The sequence below is a fragment of the Maribacter sp. C-4077 genome, from assembly GCF_055378385.1.
In genome coordinates this window covers 472,825-496,133 of sequence record NZ_AP038807.1, presented here as the reverse complement: position 1 = coordinate 496,133, position 23,309 = coordinate 472,825, and the positions used below count along the sequence as shown (strand labels likewise).

Genomic DNA, 23,309 nt, shown 5'->3' with positions numbered 1-23,309 from the left:
TTAAATTTAGGTCAATAGTTAGATTTTTAAACATTTCTTTTTGTAGAGTTATTTAACTTACCATTGCAAATCCCTCTATGAGGGTTTCATTTGGGCTAATTAACGTATTTTTTGGAACTCTAAAGTAGGAACGTTTTATATTTACGCGTACTAAGCATTTTATATGGAAATTGATTGTTTGCCTTTTCGAAAGACCGGTTATTTTTCTAAACTGATTTGTGATTATATAGAGGAAAAAGAAACACTTACATCCCTTTACGGTCAATTTCCAAAACTGGAAAATTTTGAAAGGCAGATACGGGAGAAAAACGCAAATTTTTCGGTTTCCGGAAGGAAGACTTTGGTAAAGAGCCTGAAAGCACAATACGTGGACGTTAAAACTTCCAGTTTGACATCGGAAAACATTCAATCCTTACATGCTGAAAATACCTTTACGGTAACCACAGGGCATCAACTTAATCTCTTCACGGGACCTTTGTATTTTCTGTATAAAATCGTTTCGACAATCAACCTTGCCAAGGTTTTAAAGGAGACCTATGGCGATTATAATTTTGTTCCCGTGTATTGGATGGCGGCAGAAGACCACGATTTTGAGGAGATCAACTATTTCAATTTTAAAGGGAAGAAGATACAGTGGAACAAAAATGCATCGGGGGCGGTTGGTCATCTTTCCACGGAAGGTCTCGATGAAGTCTTCGAGATATTTTCAAATACCATCGGAGGAAGTAAAAATGCCGATTACCTAAAAAATCTTTTCACGGAAGCCTACCTGAAACATAAAAATCTGACAAGGGCCACACGCTATTTGGCAAATGAATTGTTCAAGGAGCAGGGGCTGGTAATAGTAGATGGTGACGATCATCATTTGAAGAAATTATTGGTTCCCTATATTAAAAAGGACCTATTCGAACAAGTCTCCTTTACATCGGTATCAAAAAAAATATCGGAAATACAGCAAATGGACCCAGATTATGGTATCCAGGTGAACCCCAGGGAAATCAACTACTTCTACCTTAAGGATGGCATTAGGGAGCGCATTGTGGAAAGGGATGGCAAATTTTATATCAACGATACCCAATTGTCTTTTACAAAAGAGGAATTACTGGAAGAGCTCCAAACGTATCCAGAACGATTTTCGCCCAATGTGGTGGCAAGACCTTTGTATCAGGAAGTAATATTGCCCAATTTGTGCTATATAGGCGGGGGCGGTGAACTGGCGTATTGGTTACAGTTAAAGGCCTCGTTCCAAGCCATGGAAGTACCGTTTCCTATACTATTATTGCGAAATTCGGTCTTGATAATTACCGAAAAACAGAATGAAAAGCTGGACAAATTGAACATAAGCCATGAAGACATTTTTTTAAAACTGCACAGTTTGATCAATAAGAAAATCAGGGAGGTATCGAACATAGACATAGATTTTTCACCGCAGAAAAAGTTTTTGGAAGAACAGTTCAAGAGGATGTACGATTTGGCCGAACAGACGGACAAGTCCTTTTTGGGAGCGGTAAAGGCCCAGGAAGTAAAGCAGAAGAAAGGCCTTGATAAATTGGAAAAACGATTGTTAAAGGCCCAAAAAAGGAAATTGGAGGACCATGTGGTTCGGTTGACGGATATTCAGAACCAACTCTTTCCATGTCAGTCCCTTCAGGAACGCCAATTGAACTTTTCAGAACTGTATTTGGAACATGGTGAGGAATTGATACCAATGCTTCTAAAACACTTAAATCCATTGGATTTGAATTTTTTGGTACTCTCCATAAAGTAATTCTTAGCTTCCAAAGGCTGTAAAATAAATTAACTTCCCGGGTCGAATCGGGAAATTCAAAACATAATAATGCACGATATAGATATAGACATGGTCGAAATGACCTTGGACGTGGTCAAGTATGCCATTAACAGAATTACCCAGACCAATCCAGAACTAGGGAAACCAAAAACCGAATCCGAACTCAGGAAACTGGTGGGGGAGACGGTCACCAATTCTGGTATTGGGGGCGAGAAGGCCTTTGAACTCTTTCGGCAAGTACTGGTCAAGGCAACGGTACCTATTGATCATCCCAGGCATTTGGCCTTTGTACCCGCAGCCCCCACTAGGGCTGCCATTCTTTTTGATCTGGTGACTTCCGCCTCCAGTATCCACGGTGCGTATTGGATGGAAGGGGCAGGGGGCATATTTTGTGAGAACGAGGCCATGAAATGGTTGGTTTCACTGACCGGGATGCCAGAACCTGCTTTTGGTGTGTTCACCAGCGGGGGAACGGCCGCAAATTTATCGGCTATTGTCACCGCTAGGGAAAAATGGAGAAAAAACCCAAAAAATATAAATCAGAAAGGCTTGTTGATAACCTCCATAGGCGCACATTCGTCCATCAAGGCCATGGCCAAGGTAATTGACGCGGATGTGGTTTTGGTACCTTCCGAAGATGCCATGAACGGGACTCAATTGGAACACTGTTATCAAAACCTTACGGCCTCCCAAAAAGATCGGGTTTTTGCGGTGGTGGGCACAGGAGGTACCACCAATGCGGGTATTATTGATGATTTGGAAGGAATAGCCAATTTCTGTAGCTCCCATTCGATTTGGTTTCACGTGGATGCGGCCTATGGCGGCGGTGCTTTGGCATCCAAGTCGGTCAGACATCTTTTTAGAGGCATAGAAAAGGCCGATAGTGTTACCATCGACCCACATAAATGGTTGTTTTCACCTTACGACTGTGGTGCTGTGCTCTATAAGAACCTGGAAGAAGCCAAGGAGGCACATGCCCAAGAAGGCAGCTATCTGGAAATTTTTAAGGATGAGGGGGCTTTTGGGTTTAATCCTTCCGACTACCAAATACAACTCACCAGAAGACTTAGGGGACTCCCATTGTGGTTTTCCTTGGCCACCCATGGTACGGAAAAATACGAGTGGGCCGTAGAGCAGGGGATAAAACTGGCACAAATAGCGGGCGAGCTTATCGAAAAAAATCCATTTACGGAGCTGGTGCGGGAACCCAGTCTTTCCTGTGTGCTTTATCGCAGGATCGGATGGTCTGCCGAGGATTATAGAAATTGGACCTATAAAAACCATGCCGCCGGTTTTGCCTTGGTAACGCCCACAAAATGGAAATCCGGCGATGGCTATGAAACGGTGTCCCGCTTCTGCTTTATAAATCCTGATACGACGAAAAACGATATTGAGGAAATTCTAAAAAGTATGGAATAAGTTGCCACTAAGGAACCAAGAACTCACCTTTCCAATTGTCTTCCTTCGCATAGGCTATTCGAATATGGTTAGGTCTTTTTAACTTTAAGTATTCGATTCTAAAAGGTTCAATTTCAATCATGGAGAAAAAATGGTCTCCGGTAAGGTATTCCAAGTTATCCGGATTTTTTAAGGTGCTTCCCGGTGCAGTATCGGTCGTGTAATCCTTTTTATTGCTTTCGGGGATGTCCTTCCACATGGTCTGAAGTTTGTTTTCATCGGTGACTACGGAAGCTAGTCCCTCGATCTTTACCTGTAAAAGTTTTTCGGGATGATAAAAAAGAAGGCTAACGTTCGGGTTTTCCGTAATATGGATGACTTTTTTGGAACGCTTATCGGTATAAAAACAAAGATGCCCGTTTTCATAGACGTGCCTTAGAACTATGGTGCGCAATCTTGGCAATTTGTCCACGCCCACGGTTGCAAATGTCCCAAATCTAAAGGGGTGTCCTTTTTCCTCAACGCCCTTTTTAAGTTCGTCCTGAAGTTCGTTCCAAAAGTAATCCATCATTTTTTTAATAAAAATACAAAATCAGGGTAGGGTTTTTTATGCCTTGGTTGTTATAAATACAAATTGCTATGAAAAAGAAGATTTAGTTAATGATTCATTTTTAGGTTGGTTTTTGATTTTAATTAGTAAGCTCGGGGTGGTTCCCGAGCTTTTCTTTTTTAAAATGTAAGGTTTGTGAATTTTTAACGACTAAAAATGCGGAATGCAAAGTGCTATGAAAGAGAAATTTTTCAGTATTGTATTCCAATTAGGTTGGTTGAGAAAGCCCGGTATTCGCCGGGCTTTTGCTTTTCCATAATTATTTTAAGTGGGAAGTTCAATTTGTAGGAATTGATTCAACTATTTTATTTCCAGTTGATTGTATCTAATTATTTGAATTGATAAATAAACTACTTGACCTTGTAGTCCAGTCGCATGGTAATGGAGGCCGTTTTGTTTTTTGAATCGGTATTATAGGCTCCGCCCCAAGAATAATCCTCCCCGGAATTCTGACCCGTAATTTGAAAAACGCCCATTTTAGCGGAAACCAATTCACCTAAGTTACTACCTGAATTTTCCGCAATTTTTTCGGCTCTCAACCGGGCATCTTCGGTGGCCTTGGAAATCATTTCTATTTTAAGGTCGGCCAACTTTGTGTAATAATACCTTGGCGGATAGGAATTGAATTGAACCCCTTTGTTTAAAAGTTCCGTAATTTCCCTAGAGACGCTTTCTATCAGACTTACATCTTGTGACTCTATTTTTACTGTCTGCATAAGTTGGTACCCCCTAAAGATGCTGCCAATATAATTTCCGTTTTCGTATTTGTTGTCCCTTTGCTCAATGGTTTGCACGCTATTGAAAATAATCTGGTCGTCCTTGATGCCCTTGGAGGTCAAATAGTCCCGTACGATACTTTTATCGTTGTTCAATTGGTCAAAGGCCGATTTAAGATCCGTACTGTTGGCCGAAAACTGGCCTTCCCAGACAATTAGATCTGATGTAAAGTTTTCATTGCCCAACCCCGTAACCGAAATTATCTGTGGCGGATTGGCCCTTTTTACGTACGCATTGCCCAAGAAAAATGCTGCAATTACGATGGCGGCCGCAAAGATTATCGCTGAAATATGTTTCAAAACAATTGTCTTTAAATTCTGATAAATATACCAAAAGATAGTTTTCAAAAAACTTCAAATTGCTATTTTTGCCCATGCAAAATAATGTTCTTATACTGGATTTTGGTTCCCAATACACACAACTCATCGCTAGACGGGTTAGGGAATTGAATATTTTCTGTGAAATAAAACCGTACAATAAGCTGCCGGATGATTTAACCGAGTACAAGGCCGTTATCCTTTCCGGGTCGCCACACTCCGTTAGGGCAGAAGATGCTCCGCATCCTGATTTAAGTAATATTAAGGGCAAGAAACCACTTTTGGGAGTTTGTTACGGAGCCCAGTATCTGGCACATTTTAATGGCGGTAACGTTGAAAAATCCAATACCAGGGAATACGGGAGGGCCAAGTTGGCTAAATTGTACGAACAAGACCCCTTTTTAAGGCATATTGAGGTAGGTAGCCAGGTGTGGATGAGCCATGCAGATACCATAAAAAATCTCCCTGAAAAATCAATTTTATTGGCCAGTACACACGATGTTGAAAATGCTGCGTTTAAGTTTATAGGGGAGGATACTTACGGAATACAATTTCACCCAGAAGTATATCACTCAACGGATGGAAAACAGATTTTGGAAAACTTTTTGGTACACATAGCCAAAGTAGCGCAAACTTGGACACCTGCCGCTTTTGTGGAAACCACGGTGGCCGAACTGAAGGCTAAGATCGGTGATGAGAAAGTAATCCTTGGACTATCCGGTGGGGTAGATTCTTCCGTGGCCGCCGTTCTTTTGAACAAGGCCATAGGCGATAATTTGCACTGTATTTTTGTAAATAACGGCCTGCTCAGGAAGAACGAATTTGAAGATGTACTGCATCAGTATAAGGACATGGGGCTGAATGTTAAGGGAGTGGATGCTTCGGCACGCTTTTTGGACGCGTTGGAAGGGGAAAGTGACCCGGAAAAGAAACGAAAGACCATTGGTAGGGTTTTTATTGAAGTTTTTGATGACGAAGCACATAAGTTTGAAAATGCAAAGTGGTTGGCACAAGGAACTATTTATCCAGATGTTATAGAATCGGTTTCCGCAACGGGAGGACCATCGGCTACTATAAAAAGTCACCATAACGTAGGTGGTCTCCCAGATTTTATGAAGCTTAAGGTAGTGGAGCCCCTAAAAATGCTTTTTAAGGACGAAGTGAGAAGAGTTGGTAAAAGTATGGGATTGGAACCAAACCTATTAGGAAGGCACCCCTTCCCAGGACCCGGTTTGGCAATACGAATTTTGGGAGATATAACTCGGGAAAAAGTTGCCATATTACAGGAAGTAGACCATATTTTTATACAAGGTTTGAAGGATTGGGGTCTTTATGACCAGGTTTGGCAGGCCGGAGCCATGCTTTTGCCCGTAAATAGTGTAGGGGTGATGGGCGATGAGCGTACCTATGAAAAGTGTGTCGCTTTGAGAGCCGTAGAAAGTACGGATGGTATGACCGCGGATTGGGTAAATTTACCGTACGAGTTTTTGCAAAAAACTTCAAACGATATAATCAATAAAGTGCCCGGTGTAAATAGAGTCGTATACGACATTAGCTCCAAACCGCCGGCCACCATTGAATGGGAATAATTATGAGAGGATTTATTAAGGTTTTTCTAACTGTTTGCTTTTGCACGTTTTTGGGGTGTAAGGCCCTTGGCCAAAAATTTACGACCCATTCGGTAAAGCAAAATGAAACTTTATACAGTATAGCCAAACAATACGGTGTTTCACAGGAAGAAATCCTAAAATATAACAAAGAGCTTAAAAACGGAGCGTCCTTGAGCATCAATACCATATTGGTAATTCCCAGTTCAAGCGGTGCCGTAACCAATACCAAGCCAAACCAAAAGGAAAAGGGCCAGGTCGCAAACGGGGAAGTGGAGGAACTGGTCAATCGAATTATGAACGATTCCGTTGCCAAAAGGGAGCCCATAGGTTTTGTGGAACATAAGGTCAAGAAAAAAGAAACTTTGTATGGTATTGCAAAGGAATATGGAGTAACCGAGGAGGAAATCAAAAAGTACAACACCCAATTGTATGCTGCTCAATTGGACCGTAAAATGGTGATAAGAATCCCCAAATACAGAAAACCAACGGAACCTCAAAACACTATTGATATCGGGGATTTTGAGAAATATATCGTGGCGCCCAAGGAGACACGGTGGAGTATTGCCCATAAGTACGGAATTACCATAGATAGTATGTTGGTGCTGAACCCCTCGCTGTCCAAAACATCCAACTACTTACAGGAAGGTTACGAACTGTTGCTACCGCGAATAGCCGGCTCCACAGTGGAGAATCAGGAGACACAACTGTTTACTTCCTACACGGTACCACCAAAAATGAACTTTTACAGGCTTGAAAAGGAATTTGGGGTCAAATCCGATGAGGTCGTGCGCTTAAATCCCGAGATTACGGAGCGTGGAGGGCTTAAAGAAGGTATGGTAATCCGTTTGCCAGAAAGAAGATTGGATCCAGGGGAAATTAATACGGATAATTATATTTTTTACGAAGTTAAACCCAAGCAGAACGAATTTCGATTGACCCGAAAGTTTGGAATGAGCTGGGAAGAGTTGATTCAGCTGAACCCAGAACTTAGGGATGGGCTTAAGGCAGGAATGGTACTCAAATTGCCCAAAAACCAAGTGGGCGATTTTGAGGTACGAAACTCCCTTGTATTGGATAAGATAAATCTTCTGGATAGTATCAATGTGGAAAACAGGCCCAAAATCATGTTCCTATTGCCATTTAGATTGGATAAATTGGATTTGAACGATACCGAAACAGTTGAGTGGACCATACAAAACAGGAATAGTCTAAAATACAGTCTTGGTCTCTATTCAGGTGCTTTGGTAGCGCTGGATTCCATAAAATCCCTTGGGGTATCGGTTGATGTGAAGACCTTTGACAATCGGCTGGACCTTCAAAGGACCAAGGAAATTCTACAACGCGAAAATTTAGGGTCCTACAATGCCATTTTTGGTCCTTTGGATGTTCTGTCCCTAAAAGAGGCCTCAACGCAGGCGGCCAGTTACAATTTGCCCGTTATCGCACCTGTACCCGCAAAAAGCGATATAAGTCTAGGCAATGTATTTTTCTCCTACACGCCAGAGGAGACCTTACGGGAGCACCTGTTGAAATTTATATCGGATAAACGGGAGGACGAGAATATTATCATTATCGCAGATGCCAAAAACAGGGTTGTAAAGGATTCTATTTTAAGCAAATTTCCATCGGCGAAATTGGTCACCGTAAAGGAAGAGGAAGAAAACATTGGTATTAACCGTGATAAATTGGAACTGCAATTGTCCAATGAAACAGAGAACTGGGTTTTTGTAGAGTCGGATAATTTTAAACTGATTTCCAGTGTGGTTTCTATTTTGAATTCCTTCCATAATTCCGTTTTGGATATGGAGGACCCCAAGGCGAAAAAAATCCGTGTTCGCATGTTTACGACCGATAAGAACAATGCCTTTGACAACGACGTAATCTCAAGTACCCATTTGTCCAATCTACGATTTACATATCCATCCGTCTACAGGGAAGCCCCTTCAGATGCCTTTGAGCGAAGATATAAGGCAAAATACGGGGTCGTGCCGGACAGATTCGCGGTGCGAGGTTTCGATGTTACCTTTGATCTCCTATTAAAACTGGCATATAAGAACGATTTGTTGGGTGTTTCAAAATTCATAGGGGAGACCCAATATAGTGGAAGTAAATTTGACTATGAAAAGGATATCTCTTCTGGATATTTCAACAAGGCTTCCTACATCATGGGGTATGACAATATGTATATCAAGGAATTGGAGTAAAAAACCATTTCAATTCTTAGTCATTTTACCAAGATAAATCGCCAAATCCCAGTAATTAGGATGAGATGCATATCGGTATTCATACTACTTTTTACAATGTCATGCTCCCTTATTAGGGCTCAGGAAGAGGTTCCATGGTCTCCCCAAGGTAAATTGGAATGGAAGGACTTTAAAGGGGATGTTCCCTTAGGCGCCAAAGCAGCGGCCACTACGGCTAGCGGGATCAGTTACAGTTTTTCCACTTTTTATGAAAAGGGCGAGATGAAAGTGGATTACCAAGTGCAGGCATTTTTTTATCCCGCCAAATCTTGGTACAGGCCCCAAATTTGCAACGATATAACCCTGCTCCACGAACAGTTGCATTTTGATATTTCCGAAGTATTTGCCAGAAAAATGGATCGTGAAATGTCCGAAACAAAATTTACTAAAAACATCAAACAGGAAGTACGCGTGCTTTACAAACGTATTTTAAAGGAGTTGGATGTATTCCAGCGGCGCTACGATTTGGAAACCGATTTTTCCCGAAATATCGAGAAACAAAAACTATGGCAAAAGCAAATAAACAGTCTTTTAAAAGGGGAAAGCAGTTCTTGAAGTATGCGGGCTTTTAATGGTTGTCAAATCGGTCCAAATAAAAAATCCCTTTTCAAAGAAAAGGGATTTTAAGTAATGATCCAAAGATATTAAACGTCGCAGATGGTCACACCTTGTTTCAAAGCGGCTATTTTATCTTCCCAACTGGGCACAAACTCCTGCGCTACATGTCCGGTATATCCGGTTTCCAAAATAGCTTTCATGACCGCTGGGTAGAATATCTCCTGTGTTTCGTCAATCTCGTGCCTGCCCGGGTTTCCTCCCGTGTGATAGTGACCGTAATATTGATGGTAGTCCTGTATGTTCCTAATTATATCACCCTCCATGATTTGCATGTGGTAGATATCGTACAATAATTTAAAGTTGTCCGAACCAATGGTCTCGCAAAGGGATACCCCCCATTGGGTGGTATCGCACATGTAATCCTTATGGTTTACCTTACTGTTCAAAAGCTCCATCTGAATGACAACGCCGTGCTCTTCGGCCATCGGTATTATTTCCTTAAGCCCTTTGGCGCAATTGCGTAGGCCCACCATGTCGTTCATACCGTTTCTATTCCCACTAAAACAAATCAGGTTGGTATATCCTCCTTCGGCTACCAAAGGAATGACCCTTTTGTAATCTTCAATGAGTTCTTTATGATATTGTGGGTCGTTCCACCCCTTTTCGATACCAAGACCGGCTCCCCAACACATGGAGGCGTGTATGTTATATTTTTTTAACAAAGGAAACTGTTCCGCGTCCACCAAATCGATGGCCCTAATGTCCAATTTATTCAGTTCCTGCAAAAACGTTTCAAAGGGAATGGAACCATAACACCAATAACAAGCGCTATGGTTGATATTATGCTTTAATTTAAATGGTTTCTCAGTAAGGTTTGCGCCCGTACCTGTACTAGCGGAAGCCATAAAACCTACGGATGCCACCGCAGAAGTACCTATAAAGTCCCGTCGTTTCATAATGGTTTTTAATTGTTGATTTCCTAAAGATAATTTTTTTAGATTTAAAAATGGAATTAAAGCCCGATAACCGAAAATTAATAGAATTGGCGCATTACAGGATGCCTTTTGGAAAATACAAGGGCCGCTATTTGGTGGATTTGCCAGAGGCTTATTTGGTCTGGTTCCAGCAAAAGGGTTTTCCAAATGGAAAATTGGGTGAATTATTGCGTTCTATGCTTGAAATAAAGACAAATAATTTGGAATCCCTAATTCGGGGAATTCAAAAACATTTTCCAAAGTAAAGTCGGTTAGTTCTGTTCTCAATTTGTACCTTTGTGTCCCGTAACATAGAAATCGAAAAATGGCACAAACCAAATACATCTTCGTTACGGGAGGCGTTACTTCATCCCTTGGAAAGGGTATCATTGCCGCATCTTTGGCAAAATTACTTCAGTCAAGAGGTTACAAGACTACCATACAAAAATTAGATCCCTACATCAATGTAGACCCTGGTACACTCAACCCTTACGAACATGGTGAATGTTATGTTACCGATGATGGTGCGGAAACCGATTTGGACCTTGGACACTATGAACGTTTTTTAAACGTCCGTACCTCCCAAGCGAACAATGTTACCACGGGCAGGATTTATCAAAGTGTCATCGATAAGGAACGAAGAGGCGAGTTTTTGGGAAAGACCGTTCAGGTAGTTCCCCACATCACCAATGAAATCAAGGAACGGGTACAGGTATTGGGCAACAGTGGTGAATATGACATTGTCATAACCGAAATTGGCGGAACCGTGGGGGATATCGAATCCCTGCCCTACATTGAGGCCGTGCGTCAATTGCTTTGGGAATTGGGAGACAATAATGCTATTGTGGTGCATTTGACCTTGGTACCTTATTTATCCGCCGCAGGTGAATTAAAGACCAAACCTACCCAGCACTCAGTAAAGACCTTAATGGAAAGTGGTATAAAGGCCGATATTTTGGTATGCAGGACGGAACATAAAATCTCCGATGATATAAAGGATAAATTGGCCCTCTTTTGCAACGTAAAAAGGGAGGCGGTCATTCAAAGTATCGATGCGTCCACCATTTACGATGTCCCCATTCTGATGCAAGAGGAGGGATTGGACACCGTAACCCTTCAAAAATTGGCCTTACCCGATACCAATGAACCCGATCTTACCAATTGGAAGGAATTCTTGGAACGGCATAAAAACCCAAAGAACGAAGTAACGATCGGTTTGGTGGGTAAATACGTAGAACTTCAGGACTCCTACAAATCAATTTTGGAGGCCTTTATACATGCAGGTGCCAAAAATGAGGTAAAGGTCAATGTGCGTTCCGTACATTCGGAATACATTACGGACGGTAACCTGGAAAGCAAGCTGAAAGGATTGGATGGCATTTTGGTAGCCCCGGGTTTTGGGGAACGTGGTATCGAAGGGAAAATAAAGGCCGTTAACTATGCTAGAACCAACGAAATCCCATTTCTGGGGATATGCTTGGGGATGCAAATGGCCGTTATAGAATATGCAAGAAATGTATTGGGACTTAAGAAAGCAAGTTCCACCGAAATGAATTTGGATACCCCGGACCCGGTAATCAGTCTTATGGAGGAGCAAAAATCCATTACCAACAAAGGAGGTACCATGCGATTGGGTGCCTGGGATTGTCTCCTTAAAGAAGGAAGTTTGGTACAGGAGGTCTATGGCGGTGCCACGGAAATATCCGAAAGACATCGACATAGATACGAATTCAACAATAAATATAAAGCGGATCTGGATGCCGCCGGTTTGGTTGCATCGGGAACCAACTCCAAAACTAATTTGGTAGAAATCGTAGAATTGAAGGACCACCCTTGGTTTATTGGAGTACAATATCACCCGGAATATAAGAGCACCGTGGCCAATCCGCACCCGTTGTTCGTTGGTTTTGTAAAGGCCGCCTTGGTACACAAAAAGTCACAAACTAATGCCAGTATGGCATAAACTACGTATTTGGGCATATATTTGCTCCTTGAGAACCAAACATTTACCATCACATAGTATACTTAAATGGAAGAGAAGAAATTAGATGTAAAGTCTATCATTGGGTTTGTCTTGATTTTTGGAATCTTGATTTTCATGTTCTATCAAAACAAACCTACCCCGGAAGAATTGGAGGCACAGAAGGCGAAACAGGAACAAATGGATGCAGCGGCCGCTGAAGAGTCATCTCCTGAGGATATTGTAATCGACGATACGCCGGCCGTAAACCTAAATGATTCTACAGCCGTTGCAGGCTACAAGAGTCAAATAGGTGCATTTGGATTTACCACGCCAAAAGGGGGAACCACGGTCTTGGAGAATGATGTGCTTTATTTGGAGATAAGTAAGAAAGGAGGTCATGTGGTAGAGGCAAAAATGAAAATTTTTGTCACCTATGATTCGGTCCCCGTTTATCTGGTAAAGGATGGCAACTCAGCCTATTCCATTGATTTTTCCACCACGGATAACAGGGTCTTGAATACAAAGGACCTATTCTTTGAACCTACATTGACCAAATCTGGGGACAACCAAGTGCTTTCCATGAAAGCCAAAACCTCCAACAACCAGTTTTTGGAATATCGATATGAAATGAAGCCCGGTGAATATTTGGTGGATTTCACAGTGCGTACCCAAGGGCTGGACAGAATCCTCAACAGTAGCAAGCCTGTTACACTGGATTGGAAGATGAAAGGTATCCGGCATTCCAAGAGTATCGAATATGAAAATAGATATACCCGTTTAACCTACCATCATGAGGATGGCAAATTAAGTAAACTTTCCGCCGGAGGCGATGATGAGGAAACCGAGGAGTACATCAAATGGATTTCCTACAGACAGCATTTCTTTAGCTCCATTTTAGGTACCGATGAACCCTTTAAAACAGGGGAGTTGAAATCCCAAGATTTGGTAGAGGAGGAAAGTAGGACCTTTGGCTTTACCAAAAATTATGCATCCAAACTCCCGTTGGAAATTAAGGGAGGGGAAATTGCCAAAAATTTGTACCTCTATTATGGTCCCACGGACTTGGAAGTACTTTCCCAATACAAGGAGGCTGGCCTCGCAGACTCCATACCCTTTGGATGGGGAATTTTTGGATGGATAAACAGATATGTTTTTACTCCTTTTTATGGATTTTTGAGTACCTACTTCCCGTATGGAATCGCCATCATCATCATGACCATTCTGGTGCGTTTGGCCATGTCTCCCGTGACCTATAAGTCGTATTTGTCCCAGGCAAAAATGAAGGTACTACGGCCGGAAATCAATGAATTGAACGAAAAGTACAAGGACAATGCCATGAAAAAGCAGCAGGAGACCATGAAATTGTATGGAAAGGCAGGTGTTAGTCCTATGAGCGGTTGTGTACCGGCATTTTTACAGATGCCTATTTTCTATGCCCTATTTATGTTTTTTCCCACGTCCTTTGCGTTACGCCAAAAGTCGTTTTTATGGGCGGACGACCTTTCCTCCTTTGATACCATTTATCAATTTCCGGAAGGCTTCTCCATACCATTCTATGGCGACCATGTGAGCCTTTTTCCAATTTTGGCCTCCATTGCCATCTTCTTTTACATGATGATGACCACGGGACAAAATATGCCCACCCAACCTGGGATGCCCAACATGAAGTTTATCATGTACTTGATGCCTTTTATGATGTTGTTCTTCTTTAACAACTATGCCAGTGGTCTTAGTTTGTATTACTTTATTTCCAACTTGATCACCATTGGAATTATGCTCGTTATCAAGAATTTCATTCTGGATAATGATAAGATCCATGCCCAGATACAGGAGAATAAAAAGAAGCCTAAAAAGGAAAACAAGTTTCAGCGTAAAATGCGTGAAATGATGGAGCAAGCGGAAGCACAGAAAAAGAAATAACCCTTTTTTTAACCCGGATTATACATTAGAAAAGCTGCTACAGCTAAATATCGCTTCAAAATAAATCGCTGCGCTGTGTTTTCAATTTCACCATAGCGGTGCTATGCTAAAATTTCCAAACCACTTTATTTTTTTGCGCTTTTCACCTTCACGAGGTTCCCTAATGCAAATACCGGGTTTAAGACTATAAAATGAAAAGCCTCTACGTAGTTCGTAGAGGCTTTTGCCATTGATTAAGGTTTGGTTTGGTAAGATTTGGGAATGTAAAATTGCGACTTGTTCACAGATAAAAAAAAACTTAGTTGCAAAGGGTCTTTAGTTGTATGCTAAATGTTGTTTATATGATGTTTGAGAACATACAAAAAAAGCCTCCCTAGAATAAGGAAGGCTTTTTATCAAAGTTACGTTTCAAAAATTAATGTAGGGCATCAATAATTTCCTGTGGTAAAAGTACTTTATCTATAATATGTACAATACCGTTGCTGGTCATTACATCTGGCATTGTTACGTTGGCATCAACGTGTGTTTTATCCCTAATCTGTACACCGTGGTTTAAAATAGCGAATAGGGATTCCCCTTGTACGGTTACAATCTCCTCATGGTCGGATAGGTCAGTAGAGGCCACTGCGGCTCCTGCAACTACATGGTAGGTAAGCAATTGGGCCAACAGCGCCTTCTCCTCATCGGTATCAAAATCTTCCAGGCTATTGAAGTTTTCACCCAGACTATCCAACAGGGCCGCAAATGCTTCGTTTGTTGGTGCGAATACCGTAAATGGACCTTCGCCACTTAAGGTAGCTACCAAACCAGCATCGGCCTGAATCAATGCAGCTACTAGGGAACTCAATCTTTCTGTAGCTTGGGCAGCTTCTACAATATTGGGCACGGGAGGTACCAACGCGTCCAGAGCTGCCTGAGGTAACAATACTTTGTTGATAATATGTACAACGCCATTGCTTGCCTCAACATCAGGCATTGTTACCGTCGCGTTTTCTCCAGTGGCATCGGCCACGTGAACGGTGCCATCCTTTATATTAATGGCCACGTTTTCTCCTTGAAATGTCTCAATTTCCTGTCCATCGCTCAATGCTGTTGAAAAAGCAGTCGTTCCGGCAACAACATGGTAGGTCAGAATGGTTACCAGTAAATCCTTTTCGGCATCGGTATCAAAATCGGACAGACCATTATAATCATCCCCTAAGGTATCCAACAACGCGGCAAAAGCTTCGTTTGTTGGCGCAAAAACGGTAAAAGGACCATCGCCGTTCAAAGTTTCCACCAGACCGGCATTCGCCTGGGTTAGAGCCCCGACCAAAAGGCTTAAATTGTCTGTTTCCACAGCAATATCCACTATGGACTTTAATTGCATTTGGGTTACGAAATCAATGGCACTTTGAGGCAGTAATACCTTATCAATCGTATGTGCAACACCATTGGATGCCATTATATCGACCCCGGTAATATTGGCGTCCGTACCGGAAGCATCCCCAATTACAAAGGTATCCCCTGAAGCGATAACCTCTATGCTGTTATCTGGAAGGGCAGTTGGTACTTCCCCGGGGGCTAAATCGGTCGACTTAACCTCAGCAGCTATTACATGGTATAACAAGATGTCCTTTAAGAGGGCCATTTCTTCCATAGTGTCAAAGTCATCCAAGCTATTGTAGTCGTCCCCAAGAAGCTCCAACAAAGCCACGAAAGCATCATCCGTAGGTGCAAAAACGGTAAAGGGGCCATCAGAACTTAAAGTAGCGACCAAATCGGCTTTGATTACTGCAGCTTCCAAAATGGAAAGTGTTTCGGTATCCACCACAATATCTACCAAGGTACCAGTTTCATTTTCCATTTCGCCCGCATTCAAGGCATCGATAATTTCTTGGGGCAGCAATACTTTATCAATAACGTGAACGATTCCATTGCTAGCTGTCACATCAGGAATAATTACTTGGGCATTCATGTCAGTAGCATCATCAATAAAAACGCCACCTTCCAAACTAATGGTAAGCTCCTCTCCTTGAACGGTCGTGACCATCATACCATCTGTCAAGTCTGTAGAGGCGGCGGCCGTACCTGCTACCACATGATAAGTTAGAATTTTGGCAAGTAGGGCACGTTCTTCATCCGTATCAAAATCTTCCAAGGAATCAAAACCCTCCAATTGCCCTAACAGCGCTGCGAAGGCATCATTGGTAGGAGCAAATACGGTAAAAGGGCCATCGGAGCTCAATGTTCCAACCAAATCGGTTCCCTCATTAATATCTGCAGTAGTTAGTGCGCTCACGAGGGATGTCAGAGCATCTTCATCTTGGGCAATGTCAACAATAGTAGCTGAATCCACAACTATGGGTTCTTCATTCTCGTCCTCGCTACAGGAAAAGGCAAAAGCCAACACCAATAGTGTCAGAATAGGTTTAAAATAGGTAGTAATTGTTTTCATATTATTTTTGTTTAAGTAATTTTAAATAAAGTTAAACAATATGAAATGTTCGTATTTAAAGCTTTGTTAAAATTTAGGGTCTGAGAGGATGGTTTTTTACATGCCATTCATCGATGAAGTGTAATAAAATCTCTTGATATTAATTAAAGCAAGGACCATTTCCATATCGAAAATTTTATCAAACTTTAACATAATTGATTGTTTTTAAGATGATTCAGATTGGTAGTTGTAATAGAAATCGTTATCCAGCTTTGGATGACAATTATTAATTTGGATTGGCCAACTTTTCAATAATGTAGTTGTTGATGTACCGGTACCGTAATTTTGTACTTTTGTAGCGACAAAGCAGTCATCATGAAAAAAGTTGTAATTGGACTTTCTGGCGGTGTGGATTCCAGTGTGGCAGCCTATCTTTTAAAAGAACAGGGTTATGATGTCATTGGACTCTTTATGAAGAATTGGCATGACGACTCCGTAACAATTTCTGAAGAGTGCCCTTGGCTGGAGGACAGCAATGATGCCCTTATCGTTGCGGAAAAGTTGGGTATTCCCTTTCAAACAGTGGACCTGAGCGTTGAGTACAAGGAGCGCATCGTGGACTACATGTTCCGTGAATACGAAATGGGGCGTACGCCAAACCCAGATGTGCTGTGTAACCGGGAAATAAAATTCGATGTTTTTCTTAAGATAGCCTTGCAGCTAGGTGCGGATTTTGTTGCAACCGGGCATTATTGTAGAAAAGGGACCATTACAAATGCGGATGGAACTGAAACCTATCAGTTATTGGCCGGTAAGGATACAAATAAGGACCAGTCTTACTTTTTGTGCCAACTTTCACAGGAACAGCTGTCCAAGACCTTATTTCCCATTGGGGAATTGACCAAACCTGAAGTCAGGCAGATTGCCGCAAAGATGCATTTGATTACGGCCGATAAGAAGGATTCTCAAGGTCTTTGTTTTATTGGTAAGGTACGATTGCCAGAATTCCTGCAACAGCAACTCAAACCCAAAAAAGGTAAAATTGTTGAGGTTCCTTCAAGTGAAAATAAATTTGAGCTTACAGTTCCCAATTTTGACGACAAAGTATCGGAACTTGCCTTTTTTGCCAGAAAACCTCAGTACTCCCTTGAAGACGGAAAGATAGTAGGGGAGCACCAAGGGGCCCATTATTTCACCAAGGGACAGCGTAAGGGGCTTAATGTGGGAGGGACCAAGGAGCCATTATTTGTAATTGAAACGGATGTTGAACAGAATATCATTTACACGGGCCAGGGAAAGTCGCATCCCGGACTCTATAGGAGAACTTTGTTCGTACAGGAAGAGGAAATTCATTGGGTCCGACCAGATTTAAGCTTGCATTCCGATGAAAGCCTTAAGGTGAAGGCACGAATTAGATACAGGCAAGAACTTCAGGAAGCCACCCTTTATAAAATAGAAGGTGGTATGTATGTGGATTTTGAGGAAAAACAATCGGCCATCACGGAAGGCCAGTTCGTTGCCTGGTATCTTGGTGAGGAGCTAGTAGGTTCTGGGGTAATTTCGTAGGTGAACTTTCCGTCAAGCATTAAATTGGTAAATAAGGGATGCAAAACAGGATAACCGAATTATTTCAAATAAAATATCCCATCATTCAGGCAGGGATGGTCTGGGCCAGTGGATGGAAATTGGCATCCGCTGTTTCCAACGCAGGTGGATTGGGTCTTTTGGGTGCAGGAAGCATGTATCCGGAGGTACTTAGGGAACATATCCAAAAATGCAAAAATGCTACCAATAGACCTTTTGGGGTAAATGTTCCAATGCTCTATCCAAATGTTCAAGAGATTTTTGAAATCATCGAAGAAGAAGGAGTACGCATCGTTTTCACTTCAGCAGGAAACCCCAAAACCTGGACGGGGTATTTAAAGGAACGTGGAATAACCGTTGTACATGTTGTTAGCAGTCTAAAATTCGCCCTAAAGGCCCAAGAGGCCCGGGTGGATGCCATTGTGGCCGAGGGCTTTGAAGCGGGTGGACACAACGGTAGGGACGAGACAACTACCTTTGTCCTTATACCCTTGGTGAAGGAGAAAATCCAAATTCCTGTTATAGCTGCTGGCGGAATCGCCACTGGGGCTGGTATGCTTGCTGCCATGGTTCTTGGTGCCGATGGCGTACAAATTGGAAGTAGGTTCGTGGCCACTAATGAAGCGTCCAGTCATATAAATTTCAAGCATCAGGTGGTTAAGGCACAAGAAGGGGACACGCTATTGACCTTGAAGGAGTTGACTCCGGTTCGTCTATTAAAGAATAAGTTTTATTCCGATGTGCAGGCCGCTTATGCTAGGCATGCCAAACCGGAAGAACTCAAGATTCTATTAGGAAGGGGCAGAGCAAAAAAAGGTATGTTCGAAGGTGACCTGGAAGAGGGCGAACTCGAAATAGGTCAGGTCTCATCCATTATCCATGATATAAAACCTGCCAAGGAAATCATGGAGGAAATCATCGATCAATACAATGGATGTCTTAAACTACTTTGCAACGGGAAATAGAAATCCTCATTAAAACGAATCTTAAGTTAATTTTCTTCCTTTGAAAAAGTGAACGTTATCCTTGCACTGGTCAACACGCCATTTACTTCCTGAACGTCTAGGGAAAGGGTATATGAAAATTGTGAATCATCCTCGTTAAAGGAGACATTATAAACATTGGAGCCACAGGACACTACCAATAAAAGATCCTTTTGATTCAATTGCCAAGTCCCTGATGTGGTATTCTTCGTGCAGCCATCCGTTTGTGTACCCGTGTTATAGGTATAGGTCCTATTTTCGTTGAACGTGTAAAATGCATCCTTGGAACAATCGCTGGACTGGTTGTAAATATCCGTGCTTGGATTGTCTTCGGAATCATTGCTTATATCCACCTCCGTATCCGCCGTTATTCCAATGATTTTCCAGGTTCCTACCAGCGTAACTTCCGTTTCCAACAAATCTCCGGTTAAAGGCGATGGACATTCTACAGGGTCCTCGTTTAAATCACAATTAACGAATAGCATGCATAGTACGACAACTCCCAAATTTTTAAAAACATGTAAGTTCATAAGGCTTCTTTTTTGAAAAGATGCGCTTATTGAAAAAGGTTGCCTAAGATGTTTGACTTTTTTAATGGAGTATTTTCTTTAAGCTCCTTTATCCTGTTGCTTCAAACTACCCAAGTACTCCATAAGGTCCCGTAGCTCCCTTCTGGTAATGAGACGGCCCATGGCGGGCATGGAGGATACCGAGTTCTCCCTCTTTTTTATTCTTCCTTTTGGAACGCGCATAGGTTCCGCTTCAGACGTACGTAACAACAATTCTTTGTTATTTTCTTCCAAAGGTACGCCGGAGACCACCTGCCCATCGGTTAGGGTGAGGTTTACGGTTCCATATCCGGGCGCCAATCTCGCACTGGGTTCAATAAGGGCTTCCAAAATTTGTTCACGGGTCAAAATATTCGCGATATTATCCAGCGGGGGACCTACCTCTCCTCCGGAGCCGTTTACCGCATGACAGCGTACGCACTGGGCCGTTGGATTGCTATTGAAAACATCCCTTCCGTTCCATCGATTTCCGCCGTACAAGGTCTCCAGATAAGAATCGGCCGTGTAGCCCACTTCATTCAACTTGTCCATTTTAGCGATTAAAACCGAATCTTCGGTTGCCGATACTGATTCCATCAAATCGAGGATGATATCCTGTCCCAACCTATTTTTACTGGCTTTGTCAATGAGACTGTTCAAGATGGCATTGGTTTTATCCTTTGGCAAATCGCCCAATACATTTAACATACTTTGTTGTTCCCTTGTAGAACCATTTTGAAAAATGGGGTCGACCAAGGTGGGAAGCTTTTCTTTGGGTAGGTTCAATTGGGCCAATAATCCCACCGCCGCAGTTCTCACTTCCTCGTTGGTATCTTTCATGCCCAAGGACATGGCTACCTCCATTCTTCCGTAGTTCAGATTTCCCAAAGCCGATAGTATAGTGGCCCTAACATCAGGGTTTTTACTATTCCTGAAAATGTTGAAGAGTTTGTCATTGTAGCTATCGATACCCACAGCACTTAAAGCCTTTGCTACCCCAATGAGGATTTCCGGATTTCTTTGCTCCAGAAAAATGGGGATTTCCTTCTCCAACCGGTCTTTTAATTGACTGTTGTCCCTGATGATTTCGCCCCTATACCTACCATCGACCCGGTCCAAAACAGATGGTTTGTTCCATGTGCTTAAGGCCGATAGCGCCTCGCCCCTCAAAACATTGGAAACGCTCTCCTTTTTCGCAAAATCGATCAGGTCCTGTAAGGCCTCGTCACTTCCCACACGCAACGCCGCATTGATGGCCCTTCTCAACAAGGGTTCAGATTTGTACTTTTCGCTTCTCAGTAGTGCGGCAAGATTTGGCAAGGCAGCTTCTATGGACCAATCATCGTTGATGGCCCTGGCCGCTTCCGTAACGATGTAGGTGTCCGGATCTGATAGGAATACGCTTATTTCCGGACTCTCAAGTCTTCTCAGCACCAGTACGGCGGCCAAACGTAGACTTCTATCTTCATGCCCTGCCAAGGCGACCATGGGTTCTACCTTCCCTATTCTGGAAAGGGCAAGAACCGCAGCATGCCTCAAATAGAGGTCTTGGTCATCATTGGCAGCAAGCATTTGAATCAATGGCTCAATCGCAGGTTCATAGCCTAAACGTCCCATGGCCTGCGCGGCGTAAAATTTCACCCGGTCGTTCTCATGGGTCAGTAAGGATAGCAATGTATCCGATGCATCTGGGTACCGAACGTCGCCCAAAACTTTGGCCACTTGGGCAATAATCTCAGGATCGTTATCCGATAACAAAGTCACCAAAGGTTCCGCTTTTTTTGGATTCTCCGAGGCAATTTGGCCGATGCCCCAAATGGCATGGATCCGGGCGAATTGATTTTCTTCTTCCACTATGGCCTTTTCCAAGGCCCGATATCCCCAAAATGTCCTATTGGCAAGTTCAAACTGGGCCTTTAACCTGATACGCATATCCTCATAACTTAATAACTTGATGAGGTTTTCCGTGTCATCATCCCTATAATTATGGGTCATAAGCCTTTGGGTTTCCAAACGTTGTTGTTCCAAATCGTTTTCCGCCTCCGTAACGTCCAATTTCCAAACCCGACCAAAATCCTTAGATCCCCATCCATTGATCCAATCGGCTAGATACAAGGCTCCGTCAGGTCCAAAGGCGATACCCGTGGGCAGAACTCCTGTTAAAATGGATTCGTCCGAACCCAGTTCAAAAGATGCTCCTTTCGGCTTTAGGTCAAAGGACCAAATATGGGACCTGCTGGGATCGCCCACGAACTCCACCAAAAAGAATTTGTCCAACCATTTTTTTCCCAGGGCCGTTCCCGGGTTATAGAGCATTCCGGTTGGGCCATTGTGAAAATTCTGGATCGGGGGAATGATATAAGCGGCTTGTCCTTCCCATCTTGGCACATATAGTTTTTCGTCCATCCAAACATTATATCCATTATTGTTTGGGTCCGTATACTTGCCATATTGCCAGTTCGCACGCCACCCGGCATCTGAGCCTTCCACAATATGGACCAATCGCTCGCTCTCGCCCTTGTGGTCCCCGTCATTATCGGAGGAAATAATATTTCCATAGGCATCGAATACAAATTCATGGGTATTTCGTAGCCCACGGGCAAATATTTCAAAGTTGCTTCCGTCCGGATTACTACGTACGATGACCCCTTGATTGGGGTATTTATGGTTGACACCATCAACCGTGGTAATGTTCGCGCCAATATCTCCAATGCCCCAATAAATCTTGCCGTCAGGTCCTTGGGTTGCCCCGGACATGCCGTGTCCCCCAAAACCGATATGTACGGCAAAACCAGTCGCAATACTTGTTTTTTCATCCAAGATTTTATCCCCATTGGTATCCTTTAGGCGATACATATCCGGTCCAATGCCCACAAAAACATCCTCGTCCCGTATCAAAAGCGCCCCGGCAACATCATTGATTTCGTCATCAAAGTCGTTGAGGATTTGGGTCGATACATCGGCAATGCCATCTCCGTCCGAATCTTCCAACATCCAAACTTCATCCTTTTGAACCGCCAAGTCCTGCCAATCATGAATGGAATCATTATTAAGATCGGGAAACCATTGATTCTCCTTACTTTTTTCTGGTGCGAAGGTCTCCCTAAGAAAAGCCCTTCTATCTTCAACGGATTGCAGGCCTATGGATGCGGTCATCCAATCCCGATGCCCACGAATATCGAATTCGGAATTTTTATTTCTATTGGATCGGGTAATGTATATCCTACCTTCGTTATCTACATCCATGGCGATAGGGTCCGGAGCTAGGGAATCGGTGGCCCAAAGACTTAATTTTAGGCCATCGGCTACGATGGCGGAAACCCCTGCCCTTGCTGATTCTATTTTTTCTGCTATGGCCGTACTGTCTTCATAGATCACTACCGGAGTTTCAACAGGTTTGTTATTTTGACAGGAATTAATCGCTACTAATACAACGAGAATTAATGGGGCTTTAAAAAGGAATCGCATGATATTCTTTACAGATTTAGAAGCTCTAAAAATAGTAATTATCAAATTCAAACTAACGGAAAAAGTATGTGGATTTATAAATTAACCTATGCGAAAATTTGAAATTTATAATTTTATGTACCGATTATTGCCTAAATACATGAATTTTCCC

At 42.6% G+C, this 23,309-nt stretch carries 16 protein-coding genes; 10 read left to right on the top strand and 6 right to left on the bottom strand.

The window, feature by feature from the left end:
- Window positions 1-163: 163 nt before the first annotated feature.
- Entirely contained in the window at window positions 164-1,768 is a 1,605-nt protein-coding gene (gene bshC, locus ACZ41C_RS02165) for a bacillithiol biosynthesis cysteine-adding enzyme BshC (protein ID WP_464564003.1), read from the top strand.
- 69 nt (window positions 1,769-1,837) lie between these two features.
- Window positions 1,838-3,208 (top strand): pyridoxal phosphate-dependent decarboxylase family protein, encoded by a 1,371-nt coding sequence (locus ACZ41C_RS02160; RefSeq protein ID WP_464564001.1) that lies wholly within the window; start codon window positions 1,838-1,840, stop codon window positions 3,206-3,208.
- A 7-nt stretch (window positions 3,209-3,215) separates the two neighbouring features.
- On the opposite strand, the gene ACZ41C_RS02155 is transcribed toward ACZ41C_RS02160, so the two are convergent.
- Both ACZ41C_RS02155 and ACZ41C_RS02150 read right to left on the bottom strand, forming a co-directional pair.
- Window positions 3,216-3,758, bottom strand: a complete 543-nt coding sequence (locus ACZ41C_RS02155) for a pyridoxamine 5'-phosphate oxidase family protein (RefSeq protein WP_154918597.1) — start codon at window positions 3,756-3,758, stop codon at window positions 3,216-3,218.
- Window positions 3,759-4,147: 389 nt separating this feature from the next.
- Complete coding sequence (locus ACZ41C_RS02150; protein WP_464563998.1) at window positions 4,148-4,873, bottom strand: SIMPL domain-containing protein; 726 nt, start codon at window positions 4,871-4,873, stop codon at window positions 4,148-4,150.
- 74 nt (window positions 4,874-4,947) lie between these two features.
- On the opposite strand from ACZ41C_RS02150, the gene guaA reads away from it, so the two are divergent.
- From guaA to ACZ41C_RS02135, 3 genes are all read left to right on the top strand, one after another.
- A complete protein-coding gene (guaA, locus tag ACZ41C_RS02145) occupies window positions 4,948-6,480 on the top strand; it encodes a glutamine-hydrolyzing GMP synthase (RefSeq protein WP_464563996.1) in 1,533 nt (510 codons plus the stop codon).
- A gap of 2 nt (window positions 6,481-6,482) precedes the next feature.
- A complete protein-coding gene (locus tag ACZ41C_RS02140) occupies window positions 6,483-8,705 on the top strand; it encodes a LysM peptidoglycan-binding domain-containing protein (RefSeq protein ID WP_464563994.1) in 2,223 nt (740 codons plus the stop codon).
- Window positions 8,706-8,801: 96 nt separating this feature from the next.
- Window positions 8,802-9,299, top strand: coding sequence for a DUF922 domain-containing protein (locus tag ACZ41C_RS02135; protein ID WP_464563992.1), 498 nt, complete (start codon window positions 8,802-8,804; stop codon window positions 9,297-9,299).
- 89 nt (window positions 9,300-9,388) lie between these two features.
- Here ACZ41C_RS02135 and ACZ41C_RS02130 read toward each other — a convergent pair whose 3' ends face one another.
- Entirely contained in the window at window positions 9,389-10,258 is an 870-nt protein-coding gene (locus ACZ41C_RS02130) for a hydroxypyruvate isomerase family protein (RefSeq protein WP_138259227.1), read from the bottom strand.
- Window positions 10,259-10,308: 50 nt separating this feature from the next.
- Here ACZ41C_RS02130 and ACZ41C_RS02125 point away from each other — a divergent pair, with 50 nt between their 5' ends.
- The 3 genes from ACZ41C_RS02125 (at window position 10,309) to yidC (ending at window position 14,159) form a co-directional block, all read left to right on the top strand.
- Window positions 10,309-10,542, top strand: a complete 234-nt coding sequence (locus tag ACZ41C_RS02125; RefSeq protein ID WP_138259226.1) for a DUF3820 family protein — start codon at window positions 10,309-10,311, stop codon at window positions 10,540-10,542.
- Window positions 10,543-10,601: 59 nt separating this feature from the next.
- On the top strand, window positions 10,602-12,239 hold the full coding sequence (locus ACZ41C_RS02120; protein ID WP_464563989.1) for a CTP synthase: 1,638 nt from the start codon (window positions 10,602-10,604) through the stop codon (window positions 12,237-12,239).
- 66 nt (window positions 12,240-12,305) lie between these two features.
- Complete coding sequence (gene yidC, locus ACZ41C_RS02115; RefSeq protein WP_464563987.1) at window positions 12,306-14,159, top strand: membrane protein insertase YidC; 1,854 nt, start codon at window positions 12,306-12,308, stop codon at window positions 14,157-14,159.
- A gap of 415 nt (window positions 14,160-14,574) precedes the next feature.
- Here the strand turns inward: yidC and ACZ41C_RS02110 are convergent, their stop codons facing one another.
- A complete protein-coding gene (locus ACZ41C_RS02110) occupies window positions 14,575-16,596 on the bottom strand; it encodes a fasciclin domain-containing protein (RefSeq protein WP_464563985.1) in 2,022 nt (673 codons plus the stop codon).
- Between the two features lie 354 nt (window positions 16,597-16,950).
- Here ACZ41C_RS02110 and mnmA point away from each other — a divergent pair, with 354 nt between their 5' ends.
- Together mnmA and ACZ41C_RS02100 are read left to right on the top strand one after the other, a co-directional pair.
- A complete protein-coding gene (gene mnmA, locus ACZ41C_RS02105) occupies window positions 16,951-18,141 on the top strand; it encodes a tRNA 2-thiouridine(34) synthase MnmA (RefSeq protein ID WP_138259222.1) in 1,191 nt (396 codons plus the stop codon).
- A gap of 38 nt (window positions 18,142-18,179) precedes the next feature.
- The gene (locus ACZ41C_RS02100) at window positions 18,180-19,124 is read left to right on the top strand and encodes an NAD(P)H-dependent flavin oxidoreductase (RefSeq protein WP_464563982.1); all 945 of its coding nucleotides are present in this window, start codon (window positions 18,180-18,182) and stop codon (window positions 19,122-19,124) included.
- Window positions 19,125-19,150: 26 nt separating this feature from the next.
- Here the strand turns inward: ACZ41C_RS02100 and ACZ41C_RS02095 are convergent, their stop codons facing one another.
- Together ACZ41C_RS02095 and ACZ41C_RS02090 are read right to left on the bottom strand one after the other, a co-directional pair.
- The gene (locus ACZ41C_RS02095) at window positions 19,151-19,672 is read right to left on the bottom strand and encodes a DUF5004 domain-containing protein (RefSeq protein WP_464563980.1); all 522 of its coding nucleotides are present in this window, start codon (window positions 19,670-19,672) and stop codon (window positions 19,151-19,153) included.
- Between the two features lie 78 nt (window positions 19,673-19,750).
- The gene (locus tag ACZ41C_RS02090; RefSeq protein ID WP_464563978.1) at window positions 19,751-23,158 is read right to left on the bottom strand and encodes a HEAT repeat domain-containing protein; all 3,408 of its coding nucleotides are present in this window, start codon (window positions 23,156-23,158) and stop codon (window positions 19,751-19,753) included.
- Window positions 23,159-23,309 lie beyond the last annotated feature (151 nt).

What these genes read in the sequence shown, in the direction of transcription:
- mnmA (WP_138259222.1), top strand. Translation starts at nt 16,951, where the DNA reads ATGAAAAAAGTTGTAATTGGACTTTCTGGCGGTGTGGATTCCAGTGTG.
- ACZ41C_RS02135 (WP_464563992.1), top strand. Translation starts at nt 8,802, where the DNA reads ATGTCATGCTCCCTTATTAGGGCTCAGGAAGAGGTTCCATGGTCTCCC.
- ACZ41C_RS02120 (WP_464563989.1), top strand. Translation starts at nt 10,602, where the DNA reads ATGGCACAAACCAAATACATCTTCGTTACGGGAGGCGTTACTTCATCC.
- ACZ41C_RS02160 (WP_464564001.1), top strand. Translation starts at nt 1,838, where the DNA reads ATGCACGATATAGATATAGACATGGTCGAAATGACCTTGGACGTGGTC.
- ACZ41C_RS02125 (WP_138259226.1), top strand. Translation starts at nt 10,309, where the DNA reads ATGGAATTAAAGCCCGATAACCGAAAATTAATAGAATTGGCGCATTAC.
- yidC (WP_464563987.1), top strand. Translation starts at nt 12,306, where the DNA reads ATGGAAGAGAAGAAATTAGATGTAAAGTCTATCATTGGGTTTGTCTTG.
- ACZ41C_RS02090 (WP_464563978.1), bottom strand. Translation starts at nt 23,158, where the DNA reads ATGCGATTCCTTTTTAAAGCCCCATTAATTCTCGTTGTATTAGTAGCG.
- ACZ41C_RS02110 (WP_464563985.1), bottom strand. Translation starts at nt 16,596, where the DNA reads ATGAAAACAATTACTACCTATTTTAAACCTATTCTGACACTATTGGTG.
- ACZ41C_RS02095 (WP_464563980.1), bottom strand. Translation starts at nt 19,672, where the DNA reads ATGAACTTACATGTTTTTAAAAATTTGGGAGTTGTCGTACTATGCATG.
- ACZ41C_RS02100 (WP_464563982.1), top strand. Translation starts at nt 18,180, where the DNA reads ATGCAAAACAGGATAACCGAATTATTTCAAATAAAATATCCCATCATT.
- ACZ41C_RS02140 (WP_464563994.1), top strand. Translation starts at nt 6,483, where the DNA reads ATGAGAGGATTTATTAAGGTTTTTCTAACTGTTTGCTTTTGCACGTTT.
- ACZ41C_RS02130 (WP_138259227.1), bottom strand. Translation starts at nt 10,258, where the DNA reads ATGAAACGACGGGACTTTATAGGTACTTCTGCGGTGGCATCCGTAGGT.
- guaA (WP_464563996.1), top strand. Translation starts at nt 4,948, where the DNA reads ATGCAAAATAATGTTCTTATACTGGATTTTGGTTCCCAATACACACAA.
- bshC (WP_464564003.1), top strand. Translation starts at nt 164, where the DNA reads ATGGAAATTGATTGTTTGCCTTTTCGAAAGACCGGTTATTTTTCTAAA.
- ACZ41C_RS02155 (WP_154918597.1), bottom strand. Translation starts at nt 3,758, where the DNA reads ATGATGGATTACTTTTGGAACGAACTTCAGGACGAACTTAAAAAGGGC.